Origin of the sequence: Streptomyces sp. NPDC059534 (assembly GCF_042743475.1) — a bacterium.
Taxonomy (GTDB): Bacteria; Actinomycetota; Actinomycetes; order Streptomycetales; family Streptomycetaceae; genus Streptomyces.
The window spans coordinates 110,248-127,144 of the sequence record NZ_JBHWAQ010000015.1; the positions used below are offsets into that span (position 1 = coordinate 110,248).

The 16,897-nt window shown below is 71.5% G+C and carries 21 protein-coding genes; 1 reads left to right on the forward strand and 20 read right to left on the reverse strand.

Translation table 11 applies throughout. The features are described 5' to 3' along the window. Positions 1-33: 33 nt before the first annotated feature. From pyrH to rpsB, 3 genes are all read right to left on the reverse strand, one after another. Positions 34-798 carry a UMP kinase gene (gene pyrH, locus ACFVZH_RS19395; protein ID WP_384898595.1) on the reverse strand — a complete coding sequence of 255 codons (765 nt, stop codon included), beginning with the start codon at positions 796-798 and terminating at the stop codon, positions 34-36. Positions 799-961: 163 nt separating this feature from the next. Further along, a complete protein-coding gene (gene tsf / locus ACFVZH_RS19400; RefSeq protein ID WP_384898596.1) occupies positions 962-1,798 on the reverse strand; it encodes a translation elongation factor Ts in 837 nt (278 codons plus the stop codon). 102 nt (positions 1,799-1,900) lie between these two features. Then, positions 1,901-2,821, reverse strand: a complete 921-nt coding sequence (gene rpsB, locus ACFVZH_RS19405; RefSeq protein WP_384898597.1) for a 30S ribosomal protein S2 — start codon at positions 2,819-2,821, stop codon at positions 1,901-1,903. Between the two features lie 253 nt (positions 2,822-3,074). Here rpsB and ACFVZH_RS19410 point away from each other — a divergent pair, with 253 nt between their 5' ends. Then, entirely contained in the window at positions 3,075-3,527 is a 453-nt protein-coding gene (locus ACFVZH_RS19410) for a murein hydrolase activator EnvC family protein (RefSeq protein WP_384898598.1), read from the forward strand. A 67-nt stretch (positions 3,528-3,594) separates the two neighbouring features. On the opposite strand, the gene ACFVZH_RS19415 is transcribed toward ACFVZH_RS19410, so the two are convergent. The 17 genes from ACFVZH_RS19415 to ACFVZH_RS19495 all read right to left on the reverse strand — a co-directional run bounded on the left by ACFVZH_RS19415 (position 3,595) and on the right by ACFVZH_RS19495 (position 16,592). Next, a complete protein-coding gene (locus ACFVZH_RS19415; protein WP_384898652.1) occupies positions 3,595-4,143 on the reverse strand; it encodes a TetR/AcrR family transcriptional regulator in 549 nt (182 codons plus the stop codon). A 71-nt stretch (positions 4,144-4,214) separates the two neighbouring features. After that, a complete protein-coding gene (gene whiG / locus ACFVZH_RS19420) occupies positions 4,215-5,051 on the reverse strand; it encodes an RNA polymerase sigma factor WhiG (RefSeq protein ID WP_384898599.1) in 837 nt (278 codons plus the stop codon). A gap of 239 nt (positions 5,052-5,290) precedes the next feature. Continuing rightward, complete coding sequence (gene dprA / locus ACFVZH_RS19425; RefSeq protein WP_384898600.1) at positions 5,291-6,547, reverse strand: DNA-processing protein DprA; 1,257 nt, start codon at positions 6,545-6,547, stop codon at positions 5,291-5,293. Continuing rightward, entirely contained in the window at positions 6,544-8,157 is a 1,614-nt protein-coding gene (locus tag ACFVZH_RS19430) for a YifB family Mg chelatase-like AAA ATPase (protein WP_384898601.1), read from the reverse strand. Before ACFVZH_RS19430 ends, dprA begins: the two co-directional genes overlap by 4 nt. Next, on the reverse strand, positions 8,157-8,522 hold the full coding sequence (locus ACFVZH_RS19435; RefSeq protein ID WP_384898602.1) for a YraN family protein: 366 nt from the start codon (positions 8,520-8,522) through the stop codon (positions 8,157-8,159). Before ACFVZH_RS19435 ends, ACFVZH_RS19430 begins: the two co-directional genes overlap by 1 nt. 175 nt (positions 8,523-8,697) lie before the next feature. Further along, entirely contained in the window at positions 8,698-9,006 is a 309-nt protein-coding gene (locus tag ACFVZH_RS19440; RefSeq protein WP_005311352.1) for a DUF2469 domain-containing protein, read from the reverse strand. A 55-nt stretch (positions 9,007-9,061) separates the two neighbouring features. After that, complete coding sequence (locus tag ACFVZH_RS19445) at positions 9,062-9,523, reverse strand: NUDIX hydrolase (RefSeq protein ID WP_384898653.1); 462 nt, start codon at positions 9,521-9,523, stop codon at positions 9,062-9,064. Between the two features lie 92 nt (positions 9,524-9,615). Next, on the reverse strand, positions 9,616-10,380 hold the full coding sequence (gene lepB, locus ACFVZH_RS19450; protein ID WP_384898603.1) for a signal peptidase I: 765 nt from the start codon (positions 10,378-10,380) through the stop codon (positions 9,616-9,618). A 50-nt stretch (positions 10,381-10,430) separates the two neighbouring features. Then, the gene (lepB, locus tag ACFVZH_RS19455) at positions 10,431-11,330 is read right to left on the reverse strand and encodes a signal peptidase I (RefSeq protein ID WP_384898654.1); all 900 of its coding nucleotides are present in this window, start codon (positions 11,328-11,330) and stop codon (positions 10,431-10,433) included. Beyond that, on the reverse strand, positions 11,299-12,276 hold the full coding sequence (lepB, locus tag ACFVZH_RS19460; RefSeq protein ID WP_384898604.1) for a signal peptidase I: 978 nt from the start codon (positions 12,274-12,276) through the stop codon (positions 11,299-11,301). The genes lepB (ACFVZH_RS19455) and lepB (ACFVZH_RS19460) overlap by 32 nt, the downstream gene beginning before the upstream one ends. Continuing rightward, positions 12,269-13,114, reverse strand: coding sequence for a signal peptidase I (gene lepB / locus ACFVZH_RS19465; protein WP_384898605.1), 846 nt, complete (start codon positions 13,112-13,114; stop codon positions 12,269-12,271). Before lepB (ACFVZH_RS19465) ends, lepB (ACFVZH_RS19460) begins: the two co-directional genes overlap by 8 nt. Positions 13,115-13,183: 69 nt before the next feature. Further along, on the reverse strand, positions 13,184-13,534 hold the full coding sequence (gene rplS / locus ACFVZH_RS19470) for a 50S ribosomal protein L19 (protein WP_384898606.1): 351 nt from the start codon (positions 13,532-13,534) through the stop codon (positions 13,184-13,186). Between the two features lie 129 nt (positions 13,535-13,663). After that, positions 13,664-14,485 (reverse strand): tRNA (guanosine(37)-N1)-methyltransferase TrmD, encoded by an 822-nt coding sequence (gene trmD / locus ACFVZH_RS19475; RefSeq protein WP_384898607.1) that lies wholly within the window; start codon positions 14,483-14,485, stop codon positions 13,664-13,666. After that, positions 14,482-15,039, reverse strand: coding sequence for a ribosome maturation factor RimM (rimM, locus tag ACFVZH_RS19480; RefSeq protein ID WP_384898608.1), 558 nt, complete (start codon positions 15,037-15,039; stop codon positions 14,482-14,484). The genes trmD and rimM overlap by 4 nt, the downstream gene beginning before the upstream one ends. 118 nt (positions 15,040-15,157) lie before the next feature. Further along, positions 15,158-15,397 (reverse strand): RNA-binding protein, encoded by a 240-nt coding sequence (locus tag ACFVZH_RS19485; protein WP_003958958.1) that lies wholly within the window; start codon positions 15,395-15,397, stop codon positions 15,158-15,160. A gap of 2 nt (positions 15,398-15,399) precedes the next feature. Next, entirely contained in the window at positions 15,400-15,843 is a 444-nt protein-coding gene (gene rpsP, locus ACFVZH_RS19490) for a 30S ribosomal protein S16 (protein ID WP_267046083.1), read from the reverse strand. A 155-nt stretch (positions 15,844-15,998) separates the two neighbouring features. Beyond that, positions 15,999-16,592, reverse strand: coding sequence for a hypothetical protein (locus ACFVZH_RS19495; RefSeq protein WP_033204778.1), 594 nt, complete (start codon positions 16,590-16,592; stop codon positions 15,999-16,001). Between the last annotated feature and the right edge of the window lie 305 nt (positions 16,593-16,897).

Consider the following 16,897-nt stretch of genomic DNA (forward strand, 5'->3'; position numbering starts at 1 on the left):
CCATCCCCTTGCGGGGCGGTTCCCCGGTTCGGGTCAGGCCCGGGTGCCCTGGTCGCTCACGAGCGTGCCGATCTTCTCACCCTTCACCGCGCGAGCGATATTGCCCTCGGTGAGCAGTTCGAAGACGAGGATCGGGAGGTTGTTGTCCCGGCACAGGGTGATGGCGGTGGCATCGGCGACCTTGAGGTCGCGGGAGAGCACCTCGCTGTACTCCAGTGCGTCGAACTTGACCGCGTCGGGGTTGACCTTCGGGTCGGAGTCGTAGACGCCGTCCACGCCGTTCTTGCCCATGAGCAGGGCCTCGGCGTCGATCTCCAGGGCACGCTGGGCTGCGGTGGTGTCCGTGGAGAAGTACGGCATGCCCATGCCCGCACCGAAGATGACCACACGGCCCTTCTCCAGGTGGCGCACGGCGCGCAGCGGGATGTACGGCTCGGCGACCTGACCCATGGTGATGGCGGTCTGGACGCGGGAGTCGATGCCCTCCTTCTCCAGGAAGTCCTGGAGCGCGAGGCAGTTCATCACGGTGCCGAGCATGCCCATGTAGTCGGAGCGGGCCCGGTCCATGCCGCGCTGCTGGAGCTCGGCGCCGCGGAAGAAGTTGCCGCCGCCGATCACCACCGCGATCTCCGCGCCGTCGCGGACGACGGCTGCGATCTCACGCGCGATGGCGTGCACGACATTGGGGTCGACGCCCAGGCCGGTACCGCCGGAGAAGGCTTCTCCGGACAGCTTCAGCATGTAGCGGCCGACCTTGTCGCCGTTGTTGTCGTCGCCCTGTACGGCGCCCTGGTTCATGGAGATCTCCTCGTGCACATACGAAGGAGGCCATTGCCTTGGGTCCTCGCGGTATCCCGTACGGCAATGGCCTCCTCGTCAGATCTGCGGTCGTCCTGCGCGGGCGCGGACGACTGCCTCAGACCCTACCGGGGTCCGGTGTCCGTCGCGTTCGCGTACGGACTCAGATGCCGACCTTGATGCGCGTGAAGCGCTTCAGGGTGACACCGGCCTCGTCCAGGATCTTCTGGACGGACTTCTTGTTGTCAAGGGCGTACGGCTGACCGAGCAGCGTCGCGTCCTTGAAGAAGCCGTTCAGACGACCCTCGACGATCTTCGGGAGCGCGGCCTCGGGCTTGCCCTCGGCGCGGGTGGTCTCCTCGGCGACGCGACGCTCGGTCTCGACGACCTCAGCCGGAATCTCTTCCTTGGTGAGGTACTTCGGCGCGAACGCGGCGATGTGCTGGGCGACACCCTTGGCGACGGCGGCGTCGGCCTTGTCGAACTCGACGAGGACACCGATCTGCGGCGGGAGGTCCGGCATCGTGCGGTGCATGTACGCGTAGACGAAGCCGTCCGAGTACTGCGCGAAGCGGTCCAGGACGATCTTCTCGCCGAGGTTGGCGTTGGCCTCGTCGACGTACGCCTGGACGGTCTTGCCGGCCTCGATCTCGGAGGCGAGCAGCGCGTCGATGTCGGCCGGGCCGGTCGCGGCGACGTGCGCGGCGAGCGCGTTGGCGACGGCGGAGAACTTCTCGCCCTTGGCGACGAAGTCCGTCTCGCACTTCAGCTCGACGAGGACGCCGGAGGTGTTGTCGTCGGCGATGAGGGAGACCACGGCGCCGTTCTCGGCGGAGCGGCCCTCACGCTTGGCGACACCCTTCTGGCCCTTGATGCGCAGGGCCTCTACGGCCTTGTCGACGTCGCCGTCGGCCTCGTCCAGGGCCTTCTTGCAGTCCATCATGCCGGCGCCGGTGAGCTCGCGGAGCTTCTTGACGTCAGCGGCGGTGTAGTTCGCCATGAGTCTGTTTCTCTCTCGAAGTCTGAAAGATTCGGGCGGGTCCACGGGTCGACGGCGGGGGCTTCGTGAGCCCCCGCCGTCTCACCCGAAGGTCCTGAAAGGTCAGGCCTGCTCGGCGTCCGCGGCCGGAGCCTCGGTGACCTCGGCAGCGGCCTCGACGACCTCGGCCGGAGCGGCCTCGGCGGCGGGCGCCTCGGCAGCGGGGGCCTCGGCGGCGGGGGCCTCGACGGTCTCGTCGGCCTTCTTCTCACCCTCGAGCAGGTCGCGCTCCCACTCGGCGAGGGGCTCGCCGGCGGCCTTCTCGCCCGGCTTCGAGTCGCCGGTCGCGGCGCCGGAGCGGGCGATGAGGCCCTCGGCGACGGCGTCGGCGATCACGCGGGTGAGCAGGGTGACGGAGCGGATCGCGTCGTCGTTGCCCGGGATCTTGTAGTCGACCTCGTCGGGGTCGCAGTTGGTGTCGAGGATCGCGACGACCGGGATCTTGAGCTTGCGCGCCTCGCCGACGGCGATGTGCTCCTTCTTGGTGTCCACGATCCAGACGGCGCTGGGCACCTTGGACATCTCGCGGATACCACCGAGGGTCTTCTCCAGCTTGGCCTTCTCGCGGGAGAGGACCAGGAGCTCCTTCTTGGTGAGACCCGAGGCGGCGACGTCCTCGAAGTCGATCTGCTCGAGCTCCTTGAGGCGCTGCAGACGCTTGTAGACGGTGGAGAAGTTGGTGAGCATGCCACCGAGCCAACGCTGGTTGACGTACGGCATGCCGACACGCGTCGCCTGCTCGGCGATGGCCTCCTGGGCCTGCTTCTTCGTACCGACGAACATGATGGAGCCACCGTGCGCGACGGTCTCCTTGACGAACTCGAAGGCGCGGTCGATGTACGACAGCGACTGGAGCAGGTCGATGATGTAGATGCCGTTGCGCTCCGTGAAGATGAAGCGCTTCATCTTCGGGTTCCAACGACGGGTCTGGTGACCGAAGTGGACGCCGCTCTCCAGCAGCTCCCGCATCGTGACGACGGCCATGGCCATCTCCTTGGGTTTCTCGGTTGTGTTCCTGACGCCCCGACGCGCCATGCCCACGAGGGACCGAAAGGCGCTGCCACGGCCGGTGAGGGCAGTGGCGGGGCGTGCGAAGTCGACCCGGTGACCCGGGTCGCCATAGGAAGTGTACGGGACCCCGGGCACCTCGGGTGACGGCCCTGTCCACAACCCGCGAGCGGTCCACGGAAACCGTCCGCTGCTCCACCGGGCCGCGAGGCCCGGGGAGCCTCGTCCCATGCGACTCGTCACCTGGATCCTGACCCTCGGCCTGCTGTGGCCGGTGGGCCCGCCGCCGCCCGTGATCGTCCGCGGCTGGCAGCCGCCGCCCGGCCCGTACGCCCCGGGGCACCGCGGCGTCGACCTCGCCGCCGCGCCCGGCACCCCGGTGTCGGCCCCGGCCGCCGGAACGGTCTCGTTCGCGGGCCCGGTGGGCGGCCGGGGAGTCGTCACCCTCACCCTTCCGGGCACCGGCGCTCCCCCGCTGCGGACCACCTTCAGCCCGGTGGTCCCGCTGGTGCGGGCGGGCACCCCGGTCCGCGCGGGCACCCCGATCGCCCGGGTCGCGGCCGGCACGCACTGTCCGGTGTCGTGTCTCCACTGGGGCCTCCTCAGAGGAACCCGCTATCTGGACCCGCTGCTCCTGACGGACCGCGCCCCGTCCCGTCTGCTGCCGGTCGGACCGGGCTGACGCCTCGGCCCGGCCGGGCGCGCGGCGACCGGGCCGCCGTGCCGTCGACGCGCCGGACGTACGGCGATCAGGCCGTCGTGCCGTTGACGCCGTGGAGCGCCATGGTCACCGCGGCCTCGGCGATCTCCGCCGGGTCCTCGGCGGCGCCGAGCTCGATCCGGCGGACGGCGGCGTCCACGACGCCCTGGAGGAGCATGGCGCCGAGGCGGGGCTGCGGCTGGCCCAGGGCGGCCAGGGCTTCGACGATCATGGCGACGAGCCCGCCGTGGGCGGCGCGGATCTTCTCGCGGGCGCCGTCGTCGAGCTCGCTGGCCGAGATGGCGACGACCGCCCGGTGGCGCCGGTCCCCGACCAGCTCCAGCTGCTTGCGGACGTACGCCTCGACCTTGCCGCCGGGCGTCGGGGCGCCGGCCATGGCGGCCTCGACCTCGGCCGCCCACACGGGGAAGTCGACGGCGCACAGCTCTTCCACGACGGCGGCGCGCGACCGGAAGTACTCGTACACCGAGGACCGGGCGAGGCCCGTGCGCTCGGCGAGTGCGGGGAAGGTCAGTGCCTCCGTCCCGCCCTCGGACAGCAGGGAACGCGCGGCGTCCAGGAGGGCGCCGCGCTGCATCGTCCGGTGCTCGGCCACCGAGGCCGCTCGAATCCTGGGCACGGCTCCACTGTACGACCGGCCTCGGACGCTCAGCGTCCGACGTCGGCCAGCTTGGCTCGGAGCTGCAGCACGGATTTGGTGTGGATCTGGCTGACGCGACTCTCGGTGACGCCGAGGACGTGTCCGATCTCGGCGAGGGTGAGGCCCTCGTAGTAGTAGAGCGTGACGACGGTCTTCTCCCGGTCGGGGAGCGTGTTGATGGCGCGGGCGAGCAGTCGGCGCAGCTCGCGGCCCTCGGCGACCTCGACGGGGTTGTCGGCGGCCGTGTCCTCCAGGGTGTCCATCAGGGAGAGCCGGTCGCCGCCCTCGCCGCCGACGTGCAGCAGCTCTTCCAGGGCGACCACGTTCGCCAGGGACAACTGGCTGAAAACCGCGTGCAGTTCCTCCAGCTTGATGTCCATCTCCGCGGCCACCTCGCTCTCGGAGGGGGTGCGCCGGAGCTGGGCTTCGAGGGTGGCGTAGGCGCGCTCGACGTTGCGGGCCTTCTGCCGGACGGAGCGCGGGATCCAGTCCAGGGCGCGGAGCTCGTCGATCATCGCGCCGCGGATGCGGGTGATGGCGTACGTCTCGAACTTGATCGCCCGCTCGACGTCGAACTTCTCGATGGCGTCGATGAGGCCGAAGACCCCGGAGGAGACGAAGTCGGCCTGTTCCACGTTGGACGGCAGCCCCACGCTGACCCGTCCGGCGACGTACTTGACCAGGGGCGAGTAGTGCAGGATCAGCTGCTCCCGCAGGCGCTCGTCGCCCGTGTCCTTGTACGACCGCCACAGTTCGTCGAGCGAGGTCGGTGCGGGCGGTCGCACGGTGCCCCGGGCCGCTGGGGGCACCGCAGCGCGGTCAGACCCGGAGGTGTGCTGGGGCATGCGTTGCCTTGAGCCGTTCTGCTGTCGGGTGTGTCGGTGGGGGTGTCCTGGTGGGAATCCTGGTGAGCGTAGCGTGAGTGTGCTGTCGCGGTGAGCGAACATCGGCGGATGGCGCCGCTCCGGGTGGACGCTGTCGGTCGCATCTTCGAACCCGGGCCGTGGCGCGTGTCGGCCCCTCGGGTGCGGCCGAGAGAACGCGATTGTTCATCGGCTTCACCCTTTCACCCGAATGCTCCAGGTCAAGCACCGCCTCGCCGTGCGTTCGACGCTTCTGTGGCGGTGTTCGTCAACCTCCAGCCCTCTCCGTGCCGTTCGACGAAGCCGAGGGAATGGAGTTCGTACAGCTTGACGAGGGTGTCGTCGGGGGTGGTTCCGGCGCGGTCGGCGATGACGGTGGTGGGGGTCGGGCCGCGGGCGGGCACGGCTTCCAGGACGTGCGCCAGGGCGGGGGCGAGGAGGTCGCGCGGCAGGACGGGGCCGCGGCGGGCGGGAGCGAGCTGGCCCATGTCGCCGACGAGTTCGACGATCTCGTCGGCGTCGGTGACGAGGACGGCGTCGCCGCGCAGGAGTTCGTGGACGCCCGCGGAGAGGGCGCTGGTGACGGGGCCCGGCACGCCCATGACGTGGCGGCCGAGCCGGGCGGCGGCGCGGGCGGTGACCAGGGAGCCGCTGCGGTGCTGGGCCTCGACGACGACCGTTCCCCGGGTGAGGGCGGCGATGACGCGGTTGCGGAGGATGAAGCGGCTGGGGGTGGGGTGGCTGTCGGGCGGCAGCTCCCCGATGACGAGTCCCTGGTCCGCCACCCGCCGGATGAGCCGGTCGTGGCCCCGGGGGTAGGGGGTGTCGATGCCGCAGGCGAGGACGGCGGCGGTGGCCCCGCCGGCGGCGAGGGCTCCCCGGTGGGCCGCGCCGTCGATGCCGTAGGCCGCTCCGGAGACGACGACCCAGCCCTTCCTCGCCAGGCCGGTGGCGAGGTCGGCGGCGGTGTGCGCGCCGTACGGGGTGCAGGCGCGGGCTCCGACGAGGGCGACGGAGCGCAGTGCCCAGGTCCGCAGGTCGGCGGGGCCCCTGACCCAGAGGCCGAGGGGCCGGGCGTCCGCGAGGTCGTCGAGCTGCCGTGGCCATTCGGTGTCGCCGGGGACGAGGAAGCGGCCGCCGAGGCCGTGGACGGTGTCGAGGTCCCGGGCGGGCTCGGCGGTGGCGGCACGCCGCCGCCAGCCGTCGACCCGTCGCGCGCCGGTGCCGGGGAAGAGAGGGTCGCCCGGAGCGCCACCCGGTCCGCCGTCGGGTTGTTCTCCCCGGTGCGCTCCGCGGTGCTGTGCCCGGTGCTCTGCCCGGTGTTCGCCCGGACGGAGGAGGCGGTCGAGGAAGCCGGCGGCCCCGTAGCGGCGGAGCCACCGGCCGGCGTGTTCGTCGCCGGGTTCGACGGCCCGGGTGAGGGCCGCACGCGCGAGCCGCTCGTCCGTGCCGGCGGCCGGGGAGGGGATCGTGGTCATGCGTACTCCCCCGCTCCCACGGGCACTCCGCGGGCGATGCCGGTGCGCAGTTCGAGGGCGAGGGCGATGTCCTGGCCGTCGGGGCGGTCGTGCCCGGCGAGGTCGGCGACGCTCCAGGCGACGCGGAGCACCCGGTCGAGGCCGCGGGCGGTGAGGAAGCCGCGCTCCATGTCGTGTTCGGCGGTGGCGAGGGCGCCGGGTGCGGCGGGGTAGCGGGTACGGAGTTCGTGGCCGGGGATCTCGCTGTTGACGCTCCAGGGGGTGTCCGCGAGCCGGGCGGCGGCGCGGGCCCTGGCCTCCCGGACGCGTTCGGCGACCGCCGCGGTGGTCTCGCCCCGGCCGCCCTGGCCGAGGAGGTCGGCGCGGGTGACGGGTTCGACCTGGACCCGCAGGTCGACGCGGTCGAGCAGCGGGCCGGAGAGGCGTGCCTGGTAGCGCCGGATGAGCGCGGAGGGGCATTCGCAGCCGGCGCCCTGGAGGCTGTGCCGCCCGCAGGGGCAGGGGTTGGCCGCGAGGGCGAGGAGGAACCGGGCGGGGAGGCGGACGACGCCCGCCGCGCGGGCGATGACGACGTGCCCCGATTCGAGGGGCTGGCGCAGCGCGTCGAGGACCTTGCCGGAGAACTCCGGCGCTTCGTCGAGGAAGAGCACCCCGCGGTGGGCGAGGGAGACCGCGCCCGGCCTGGGCAGGCCGTTGCCGCCGCCGACGAGGGACTGCGTGGTGGCGGAGTGGTGGGGCGCGCAGTAGGGGGCGCGGCGGACCAGGGGTTCGCCGGGCGGGAGGATGCCGGCGACGGAGTGGACGGCGGTGACTTCGAGGGACTCCTTCCGGGTGAGGGGCGGGAGGATGCCGGGGAGCCGTTCGGCGAGCATGGTCTTCCCGGCGCCGGGCGGGCCGGAGAGCATGAGGTGGTGGCTGCCGGCGGCGGCGATCTCCAGGGCCCGGCGGGCGCGGTGCTGGCCGGCGACGTCGGCGAGGTCGGGCCCTTCGGCGGGGTCCGCGGCGAGCCCGGTGCCGATGCCGGCGCCGGGGACGAGGAGTCCGGCGAGCATGGCGTCGGGCCGGCCCTCCTCGGTCGCCTCCTCGTCGGGTACGGGTTCGTCGGTGAGGACGGCGATCAGCTGGCGGAGGCTGCGGACGCCGAGGACGGAGATGCCGGGGACGAGCGACGCCTCGCCGGCCATCTGTTCGGGGACGACGACCTGCCGGTAGCCGGCTTCGGCGGCGGCGAGGACGGCGGGCAGGACGCCGCGGACCGGCCGGACGCGTCCGTCGAGTCCGAGTTCGCCGATGAGGACGAGGTCGGCGATGGCGCGCGGGTCGACGCGTTCGGCGGCGCCGAGCACCGCGGCCGCGACGGCGAGGTCGAATCCGCTGCCGCTCTTGGGGACGGAGGCCGGGCTGAGTCCGACGGTCAGTTTCTTCTGGGGCCATTCGGCGCCCGAGTTGACGACGGCGGCGCGGACCCGGTCCCGGCTTTCGCTGAGGCTCTTGTCGGGGAGGCCGACGAGGGTGAAGGCCGCGACGCCGGGTTCGAGGTCGGCCTGGACCTCGACGACGACGCCTTCGACGCCGACGAGGGCGACGGAGCAGGTGCGGGCGAATCCCATCACGCCACCCCCTGGGCGTGGCTGAGGACGGGTCCGCCGCGGCGGGGCAGGACGATGCCGACGAGGTCGATGCGGATGCCGCCGGCGGGTGCCGGTACGCCGCTGCGGTCGACCCAGCAGGCGGCGAGGCGGCGGAGCCGCTCGGCCTTGCGGGGTGTGACGGCGGCCATCGGGTGTTCGTAGGTGCCGTCGCGCCGGGTCTTGACCTCGCAGACGACGAGGGTGTCGCCGTCACGGGCGACGATGTCGATCTCGCCGGTGCGGCCGCAGCGCCAGTTGCGGGCGAGGATCTGCATGCCGGCCGCGAGGAGCCGGCGGGTCGCCAGCTCTTCTCCGTACCGTCCGAGGGCTTGGGTCTTGTTCATGCGGTACCACCTCCGCCACGAATGTGACGGAGGTGCCCGGACCGCGTGCGGCGCTGTGTACGGCGCGGAGGCTGTGGAGAACCAGGTCACTCCTGGGAGTGATCCTCCACGGAGCAGTCCCCAGGGCCGTCCCCCGGGCCACCCCAGGGGCTCAGCCGTTGCTCCCGCCCGGGGTTCAGCTTCCGGGGAGTTCGAGGTCGCTCTTGTTGAGCTCCTCGATGTTCACGTCCTTGAAGGTCAGGACGCGGACCTGCTTGACGAACCTGGCCGGCCGGTACATGTCCCAGACCCAGGCGTCGGCCATGCTGACTTCGAAGAAGACCTCGCCCTGGACCGAGTGCACCTGCATCTCGTAGTCGTTGGTGAGGTAGAAGCGCCGCTCGGTCTCGATCACGTATTTGAACAGCCCGACGACGTCGCGGTACTCCCGGTAGAGCTTCAGCTCCATCTCGGTCTCGTACTTCTCGAGGTCCTCGGCGCTCATGGCATGTTCCCCTTCAGCCGTGCGTCCCCCTATTGTGCGCCAGCCGTGCGCGCCCCTAAACGATTTCCGGGGCGAGAACCACCGGTGCACTCGGAGGCCCCTCGTCGAGCAGCCTGTGCAGCAACTCGGCGAGCCTGGTCGGGTACACCGTCTCACGCGCCGCCGACAGTTCGGCGGAGGTCCACCATCTCAGGCCCGCGAGACTGCGGGTCTCCAGCTCCGTGAGGGCCTGCGGCCGGGGCGAGGACTCCGTGCGGCGCGTGCGGGCGAGGTAGTACCACTCGTCCTGGTCCCAGCGTCGCCCGTCGAAGGGGAAGGAGCAGTGCCGCTTCCAGAGCACGGGCCCCAGGTCGACGTCGGTGATGCCGGTCTCCTCGGCGAGCTCGCGCAGTGCCGCCTGTTCCCGGGTCTCCTCGCCCTCCAGGCCGCCGCCCGGCGTGAACCACCAGGTGTCCGCCGGGTCGTCCGGCTCGTATCCGTGCATGAGGAGGATGCGGTCGTCGGCATCGAGGAGCACGACCCGCGCGACCTGCCGCCACCCGGCGCCCTCCGCCGAGCCGGCACCGGCTCCGGCACCGGCTTCCGGCTCCGCGCCCGTCGCGCGCTCCGTCACACGCCCACCTTCTCCCGCTTCCCCTGCCGCTGTCCGGCCGGCCGGCGGGTCACCAGCCGGGCCACCGGTCCGTACGCGGCTCCCGCGAGGATCAGTACACACCCGGCGACGATCGCCGTGAAGAGGGCCTGGAACGGCCCCGGGGTCGAGGTGCCGCCCGGGAGGGCGGCGAAGCCCTTCGGCGGCTCCAGGAGGCCCTTGGCGGGCCACACGACGGCGTCGACCCTGCCGACGACCGAGGACCGGGGCACCGAGCCCTGTCCGGCTTCCTGGATGTGGGTACGGGAGTCCAGCGAGGTGTGCCGGTCGTCACCGAGGAGGAACAGGCTGTCCTTCGGGACGGTCACGGAGAACTCCTGGCCCGAGGCGAGCGTCCGGCCGCCGGGTCCCGGCCTCAGGTACGGCTCGACGACGGGCCTGCCGTCGACGGTGAGCCGCCCGTCCCGGTCGCAGCAGGCGACGGTGTCGCCGCCCACCGCGGCGACCCGCTTGACCATGGGCGAGTTCCCCCAGAGCGGGTCGGTGAAGACGACGACGTCGCCGCGCCGCACGTCGGCGCCGTCGATGCGCTGGGCGAGGATCTTGGAGCCGACGTCGAGGGTCGGGGTCATGGAGTCGGTGGGGACGCTGTACGGCTGGTAGATCAGCGCTCCCCCGACGAAGCCGCCCAGGAAGAGCAGACAGCCGACGGCCACGGCCAGCCCCGACAGCACGCTGCCGAGGCGGCCGCGGCCGCCCTGGGTCCCTTTGTTTCCGCTCATGTGCACCCCAGAGGTCCGGCGACGTTCCGGGGCACCCTACCCGCGGGTTGCTACTCGGCGGTATGCCCCGCGGTGCGCTTCTTCCGGCGCCACAGCACCAGCGGGAGCGCTCCGGCCAGACCGGCCGCGCCGAGGGGGGCGGCGGCCATGGCCTGGTTGAGGGCCGGCTGGTCGAAGATGTCGGGGACGGGAAGCGTCGCCCAGCGGGTCACCGGCCAGGCGATGACGACGGCGCGGCCCACGACCTCGTCGTCGGAGACGGTGCCGCCACCGGGCAGCTGCTGGTGGAAGCGGGAGTCCAGCGAGTTCTGCCGGTTGTCGCCCATGACCCAGATCCGGCCCTCGGGGACCTTGATCGGGCCGAAGGAGTCCTGGCAGGGCACGGAGCCGGGGTAGAGGTACGAGGTCTCGTCCAGCGCCACGCCGTTGAGGACGACCTTGCCGCCCTCCTTGCAGGAGACGGTGTCACCGCCGACGGCGATGACCCGCTTGATGAGGTCCTTCTCCTCGGCGGACGGCATGAGGCCGATGAAGCTGAGGAACTTCTGCACGACGTTGGGCTTGGGCGCCTGCTGGCCCTCCAGCCAGCCGCCCGGGTCGTGGAAGACGACGACCTCGCCGCGCTCGGGCTCGGAGCCGAACCAGGGGGTCAGCTTGTCGACGAGGACCCGGTCGCCCTTCTGCAGGGTGTTCATCATCGATTCCGAGGGAATCGAGAACGCCTGCACCAGGAAGGTCTTGATCAGCAGGGCGAGTACCAGGGCGATACCGACGAGGAGCGGCAGTTCCTTCCAGAAGGAACGCTGCTTCTTCGGGCCCTTGGGCCTGTCCTCCGCTTCGTCGTGCGGCACCCCGTCACCCGTCACGTCGTCACCCGTCACACCATCGCCGGTGGCCTCGTCGGCCCTCTTCTCGGGCTCATCGTGTCCGGATCGTGCGCCGACGGCCAAATCCCCCACATCCACTCCTCACTCCGTGCGAACGCCTGCCCCGGAACAGGGACAGGCCCACCACTCCCATAACGAGCAGAAGTTCCGCAGGGGTCGGGAGCCCGGGCAATCCGTTCAGATTCCGCTGGGACACACTATGCGACAGACCGAGCGCGGTAGCGGAACCCGTACGGGCGTCCGGTACGGCGGTGAAGGTCTGCCGCTCCTCCAGGCGCCGCCAGTGCCCGAAGGGCCAGGCGATCACCACGGCACGCCCGACGACCTGCTCCTCGGAGACCGTGCCGTGCCCCTCCTCGTCCAGGTGGTAGCGCGAGTCGGCCGAGTCGGAGCGGTGGTCGCCGAGGACGAAGATCCGGCCCTGCGGGACCTTCACCTCGAAGGGGATCTCGGACGGCTGGTTCCCCGGATGCAGGTACGGCTCGTCCAGCGGTACGCCGTTGACGGTGATCCGCCCGTCCTTGTCGCAGCAGCGGACGGTGTCGCCGCCGACGGCGATCACCCGCTTGATGAGGTCCCGTTCGTCGGCCGAGGGCAGCAGCCCGATGAAGGTCAGGGCCTGCTTGGCCTGCTTGACGCCGATCGGGTCGTCGGAGGGCGGCGCGGTGTCCTGCTGGAGCCAGCTCCCGGGGTCCTTGAAGACGACGACGTCGCCGCGCTGCGGGCGGGAGCCGAACCACGGGGTGAGCTTGTCGACCAGGACGCGGTCGTCGATCCGGATCGTCTGCTCCATCGAGCCGGAGGGGATGACGAACGCCTGGACCAGGAAGGTCTTGAGGACGAGGGCGATGAGCACGGCCACCGTGATCAGGACCGGGATCTCCCGGATCGCGGAGCGCTGCCGGCGCCGCTTGACCTTGCGGGCCAGCCTGCGCCGCTCGGCCCGGCCGGGCAGGGGCGCGCCCTGGCCTGCGTCGGGGCCGTGCGCGGGGCGGCCGCGGCTACCCATGCGCCCCCGCCCCGTGTCCGCCGGCCGTCGGGGCCGGTACGGCGTCGTACGCCTCCGTGGCGGGCAGGGCGGACCAGCGGCCGAAGGGCCACACGATCCAGCCGGCGCGTCCGACGACCTTCTCGACGGGGACCATCCCGCCGCCGGGGTTGCCCAGGTGGTCGCGGGAGTCGCTGGACTGGCTGCGGTGGTCGCCCATGACCCAGAGCCGGCCGGGAGGGACGACGATGTCGAAGGCCACGCTGGACGGCTGGTCGCCGAACATCACGTACCGCTCCTCGACGGGGACGCCGTTGACGGTGATCCGGCCGTTCTTGTCGCAGCAGACCACCCGGTCGCCGCCGGTGCCGACGACCCGCTTCACGAAGTCGGTCTCGGCGGGCTCCGCGAGCCCGAGGGCGGCCCCGGCGCCGCGCAGGAGTCCGCTGACCGGGTTGACCTCCGGTTCCTCCCGTACGAAGGAGCCGGTGCCGTCGAAGACGACGACGTCACCGCGGCGCGGCTCACTGCCGAAACGGTACGCCAGCTTGTTGACCAGGATCCGGTCGCCGACCTGGAGCGTCGGTTCCATGGAGCCGCTGGGGATGAGGAAGGGCTGCATCACGAAGTGGCTCAGGAGCAGCAGGAAGGCCACGCAGGCGCCGCCGACGAGGGCGGTGCGCCGCCACGAGGGCGCGCGCCGGTGCGGCTCGGGAGCGGGGTCCCGCCCGGGCTCGGGGGCCGTCGTGTGCCCGGGGTCCCGCCGGGGCGCGGGGGCCTCGGAAACGCGCGCGGAGCGCGACCCTTCCTCCGTGTCGGAAGAGGGGTCGCGCTCCGGGTGCTGTGCTTCGGTGTCCATCGCTGGCAGAGCCTATCCGGCCTGCCTGTGGGAGGAGTCGGAAGCGTCGAGCGTGCCGGGAGCCGAAGCTCAGCGGTCGCGCTTCTCCTTGATCTTGGCAGCCTTGCCGCGCAGCTCACGCAGGAAGTAGAGCTTGGCGCGACGGACGTCACCGCGGGTCACGAGCTCGATCTTCTCGAAGATCGGGCTGTTCACCGGGAAGGTGCGCTCGACGCCGACGGAGAACGAGACCTTGCGGACCGTGAAGGTCTCGCTGACGCCCGAGCCCTGACGGCGGATGACGACACCCTTGAACTGCTGGATGCGGGAGCGGTTGCCTTCGATGACGCGCACGTGGACGTTCACGGTGTCGCCGGGGCGGAAGGCGGGGAGGTCGGAGCGGAGCGCGGCCGCGTTGACCTGGTCGAGCAGGGAGGCCATGGAGGTCTCTTTCCTCGCTGATGCCACAGGTCATCAGCGGTACGTTCGAAGGTGAATCGGGGAGTCGTCCGCTTCGTGCGGCGTCGTTCCCCCTGTGGCAGGGGCGCACGCCGGACGGACGACAGCGGCCTATTCTTCCACGTCTTCGAGCCTGCGCCAAAATCGGCCGCCGGGCTCGGGCGCCCACCCCATCATCGAGAGGATCTCGCGGTCCTTCTTGTCGAAGGCCGCGGGGTCGCAGCGTTCGATGAGGTCGGGGCGGTGGGCCGCGGTGCGGCGGAACGCCTCGTCGCGGCGCCAGCGGGCGATCTTGCCGTGGTGCCCGCTGAGGAGGACGTCGGGGATGCCCCGGCCGCGCCACTCGGGGGGCTTGGTGTAGACGGGGCCCTCCAGGAGGTTGGCCATGGCCCCGGGCGCGAAGGAGTCGTCGCGGTGGGACTCGGCGTTGCCGAGGACACCGGGCAGGAGGCGGGCGACGGCCTCGGTGACGACGAGGACGGCGGCCTCGCCGCCGGCGAGCACGTAGTCGCCGATGGAGACCTCGTAGACGGGCATGCGGGTCGCGTACTCGTCCATGACGCGGCGGTCGATGCCCTCGTAGCGGGCCGGCGTGAAGATCAGCCAGGGCCGCTCGGAGAGCTCGACGGCGAGCTCCTGGGTGAAGGGGCGGCCGCTGGGGGTCGGGACGACGAGGACCGGGCCGTGGGCGCCGCCCTCGTAGCCGTCGGCGAGCGCCTGGTCGAGCGCGTCGCCCCAGGGGTCGGTCTTCATGACCATGCCGGGGCCGCCGCCGTACGGGGTGTCGTCGACCGTGTTGTGCCGGTCGTACGTCCATTCACGCAGGTCGTGGACGTGGACGTCGAGCTGTCCGCGGGCGCGGGCCTTCCCGACGAGGGAGACGTTCAGCGGTTCGAGGTACTCGGGGAAGATCGTGACGACGTCGAGCCTCATGCGTCGTCACCCTGCTCGGCGTCGCGGGAGGAGACGATCTCGGCGCGGTCGTCGATCAGGCCGGGCGGCGGGTCGATGACGGCCCGCTGCTCCTCCAGGTCGATCTCGGTGACGATCGACGACACGAAGGGGATCATCAGCTCGGTGCCGTCGGGCCGCTCGACGATGAAGAGGTCCTGGGACGGCAGGTGGGAGATCTCGGTGATCCGGCCGATCTCGGTGCCGTCGGCGAGGACGACGTCGAGGTCCATGAGCTGGTGGTCGTAGTACTCGTCCTCCTCCTCCGGCAGTTCCTCGGGGTCGATCTCGGCGATGAGGAGGGTGTTGCGCAGGGCCTCGGCGGCGTTGCGGTCGCGGACGCCCTCGAAGCGCAGCAACAGCTTGCCGCTGTGGACCTTGCCGGACTCGATGGTCAGCGGCCCGGCGGAGGCCGGGTCGGTGAGCAGGACGGCGCCGGGGCCGAGCCTGAGCTCGGGCTCGTCGGTCCGCACCTCGACGGTGACCTCGCCCTTGATGCCGTGGGCGCGGCCGATCCGCGCGACTACCAACTGCACTGCTCCACACTCTCCTGTCACACAGCTCGTACGACGAAAACGACAACGGGCCGGGGCGGGCTCGTAAGCCCTCCCCGGCCCGTTGCCGGCACATCATTCAACCGATGCGGCCGACTTCTCAGCTGACCTGGTCCACGTCGACGAGGTCGACCCGGATGCCACGGCCGCCGATGGCGCCCACGACGGTACGCAGCGCACGCGCGGTGCGGCCGTTGCGGCCGATCACCTTGCCGAGGTCGTCGGGGTGCACCCGGACCTCGAGCACGCGGCCGCGGCGCAGGTTGCGCGAGGCGACCTGCACATCGTCGGGGTTGTCGACGATGCCCTTCACGAGGTGCTCGAGAGCCTCCTCGAGCATGCTCAGGCCTCGGTCGACTCGGTCGACGCGGCCTCGGCCTCGTCAGCCTTCTTGTCGGCCTTCTTGGCCTTCGGGGTGATGGCCTCACCCTTGTCGTCGCCGGCCTCGAGGGTCTTCGCGAACTCGTCGAACGAGGCGCGCTTCGCCTCCTTGGTGGCGGGGACGAGCAGCGCCTTCTCGGGGGCCGGGAGGCCCTTGGCCTTCTGCCAGTCGCCGGTGAGCTTCAGGATGGCGAGGACCGGCTCGGTCGGCTGGGCGCCGACGGACAGCCAGTACTGCGCACGCTCGGAGTCGACCTCGATACGCGACGGGTTGTACGTCGGGTGGTAGAGGCCGATCTCCTCGATCGCGCGACCGTCCCGACGGGTGCGGGAGTCGGCGACGACGATGCGGTAGTGCGGCTGGCGGATCTTACCGAGGCGCTTGAGCTTGATCTTGACTGCCACTGGAGTGGTGTCTCCTGGTCTTGACGTGGTTGGGCACTTTGAGATGCCACGTGGGGTTGCGGTACTCGGATGCCCGATGGACGCGTCAGCCGGAGGAGAGAGGGGTCCTATGCGACTGTCGAGTACAGCTAGCCATTGTGCCACACGCCGCCGGGTCAGGTGGCGGCGCCCACCGTCTCCGGAATCCGGAAGGGCTTGCCGCAGCCGCCGCAGACGATCGGGGCCTGGGCCAGCACGGACGGCACCACGCGCACGTTCCGCCCGCAGTCGCAGACGGCCTTGACGCGGACGCCGCCGCCGGAGGAACCGTGCCGGGCGGCCGGTCCGCGGAAGGACCGCTTGGTGTCGGCGGCCGTGGCGACCGTGTGGGCCTTGAGGGCCCGCTGGAGCCGCTCGATGGTCGGCCGGTAGCGGCGCCGGGCCTCCGGGTTGAGGGTGACCAGGGAGAAGCCGCTGCTCGCGTGCGGTTCCTCGGGGTGGTCCAGGCCCATCTCCTCGGCGATCGCGAGGAATCTGCGGTTGTGATAGCGGCCGGCGCGGGAGGTGTCGCGGACCCCTCGGGCGGCGGCGATGCCGTGGACTGCCTCGTGGAGCAGTCGTTCGAAGGAGAGTTCGGCGCCACAGGCGGACGAGGACTCTCCGATCAGGGACTCGGGCGCGGCAAGATCGGGCAGCTCGGGGTGGTGCCGCTGAATGTCGGCCCACGCCTGTGCCAGCTCTGCGGCGAGAACAGGTGGTGTCGTGCTCACGTCGCGTACAACGAGCCGAAGTGCCCCCGGGTTCCATTCCGGGGCAACCCAAATATTTTGCACGTACCCGTCAGTTGCCGTTGATGCGTCCTGACGAGGGCCAGTGCGCCGATCTGCGGAGAAGCCGCGCAGGGGGCGTCAAGCTGGTGCGTAGTAGCGCATACGCCCCGGCGCGTAGCCGAGCTACGCGCGCCCCCTGAAAGGGGCCCCCGGGCCGGGGCCTGAGCCGGGACCGGTACGGCCGAGCCGTGTTGCAGGGACATTACCGGGTCCGGGCGTGGTGCCCGGCACCACCCCTCCCCCCG